Here is a 1,952-nt window from a genome sequence, read left to right as displayed (position 1 = left end):
GTCTATCGGTGTGCCGCAGACCTCCATCGCACCGGCGCGGGCGAACGGATTGGTCTGGTACATATCAATGAATTCGCCGTGCAGCGCGGCTGGCAGGTTGGTTGTGTCGTTGTTCCAGTAGAGGACATCGAAAGCCGGCGGCTCTTTGCCGAGCAGGTAATTGTTGATCCAGTAACTCCAGATCAAGTCATTGGGGCGCATCCAGGCGAAGACTTTGGCCAGTTCGCGGCCCTCCAGCACGCCAGCCTGATAGGAACGGCGCTTGGCGGCCTCCAGGGTCTTCTCGTCGGCGAACAGCCCGACCTGGGTGTCGGGACGTATGTCCAACATACTGACCGCCAGGGTAAAGGCATTGATCTTTTTCTCGTCCAGGGCGGCGTAGTGACCCAACAGCGAGGACATGGTGCAGCCTCCGGAACAGGCTCCGAAGGTATTCAGGTCGGCGCTGCCGGTAATTGCAAGAACCGCGTCGATCGCTTCCTTCAGGGCTTCAACGTAGCTGGAAAAACCCCATTCACGCTGTGCCTTGCCCGGATTGCGCCAACTGACAGCGAAGGTCTGGATACCGCTGTCGAGGAGAAAGCGGATCAAGCTCTTCTCCGGCGTCAGATCAAACAGGTAGAACTTGTTGATCTGTGGCGGTACCACCAACAACGGACGCACCTGCACCTGCTCGGTACGGGGCTTGTACTGGATCAACTCCAGCAGCTCATTGCGAAACACCACCGCACCTTCGGTGATGCCCAGATTGTGGCCCACTTCGAAAGCCGTCTTGTCCACCTGGCTGGGCATGCCGCCGTTTTCGATCAGGTCCCGGGTCAGCTGCGAGAAGCCATTCAGAACGCTCTTGCCGCCGGTTTCAAGGAAGCGCTTGAGCGCTAGCGGGTTGGCCAGGGTGTTGGTTGGCGCCATCGCCTCGGTCAGCAGGCTGATGACGAACTGACCACGTTGAGCATCCTGTTCGCTAAGGTTGCTGGTGCTGATCCAGTCGTTCATCTCCTGGCACCAGGCCAGGTAAGTCTGCTTGTAGCGACGGTAAAGCGGGTTGTGCTGCCAAGTGTGCTCGTCGAAGCGCTTGTCTCCCGCCGCTGGCTTGAGCTGCGAGCGGTCGAGCAGGACATTTTTCAGCTCAATGCCGAATGCAGCCATATGCCGAGCGCTGTGCACGGGTTGCTTCAACACTTGTCGCAGGACCATGCGGGCGCTGCCAAGCAGGTCGCGCCCGCGAGGACCGAACGCCGGATTCAGGCTCAATGTGTGCATCGCAGCTTGCTGGGAGAGCTCTTTGTCTTTTTTGTTCATTGTGACACTCCGGTAAGGCACCCCAATACGGGCGCCCGGCAGTTTTATTTTTATATGGCGGCGGGCAACCGACCGGCATTGTGCCGGCCGGGCGAACCGCAGAAAGGCAGGGCTTGCCACGTAGTTCCGGAGGAGCAGTGTATAGACGGGGGGGAGGTCAACATTTCATTTGGCGACAACGCTTTTTCACTTCATGACAAACCATGACCTTTGGTCCGGGATTGTCCCTATAAATACGTCAACGGCTTGCTGACTGTTTTCGAAGCTTTCATGGCCTGTAGGACCTGCGTGTCAGCTCATTCAACAACTCCTGAGAGCGCGTGTTTAAGCGCCATCAGGGTTACGTCCTGAAAGCTACAAATCCTTGCGCCGTTGCCCACGGCTACGCCAGAATCCGCCGGCTTGTGCGCCTTGGTGCTGCTCGGTAACTTGATTCCCGTCACTGCCCATCAGTGATCGGGTTTRGTCGCCCGTTGATGTCAAGACGCACAATGTCTCTGTCAGTCAGGTATCCCATGTCTGCACTTGATGGCGGTTGTGCGCAGGGCGCTTCGGCGCGCCGATTTCTTGGCTCATCGGTCGACTAACCTGTGCACAGCTGCCTCCCCTTCGTTTAGTCGCGAGCTGGTTGCAGCCTCACTCATATGAGG

General features: G+C 58.0%; 1 protein-coding gene and 1 pseudogene. One reads left to right on the top strand and one right to left on the bottom strand.

The features are described from left to right. Positions 1-1,302 (bottom strand): alpha/beta fold hydrolase (locus AC1DSG_RS30715; RefSeq protein WP_477794225.1); only part of this gene is annotated, 1,302 nt, incomplete at its 3' end. A 486-nt stretch (positions 1,303-1,788) separates the two neighbouring features. On the opposite strand from AC1DSG_RS30715, the pseudogene AC1DSG_RS30710 reads away from it, so the two are divergent. Next, positions 1,789-1,950, top strand: a pseudogene (locus tag AC1DSG_RS30710) (SWIM zinc finger family protein); the annotation flags it as partial. Positions 1,951-1,952 lie beyond the last annotated feature (2 nt).

This window comes from Pseudomonas sp. P5_A12 (assembly GCF_056400685.1).
The sequence above is the reverse complement of the archived record's forward strand: the minus strand, read 5'-3'. Positions and strand labels throughout refer to the sequence as shown.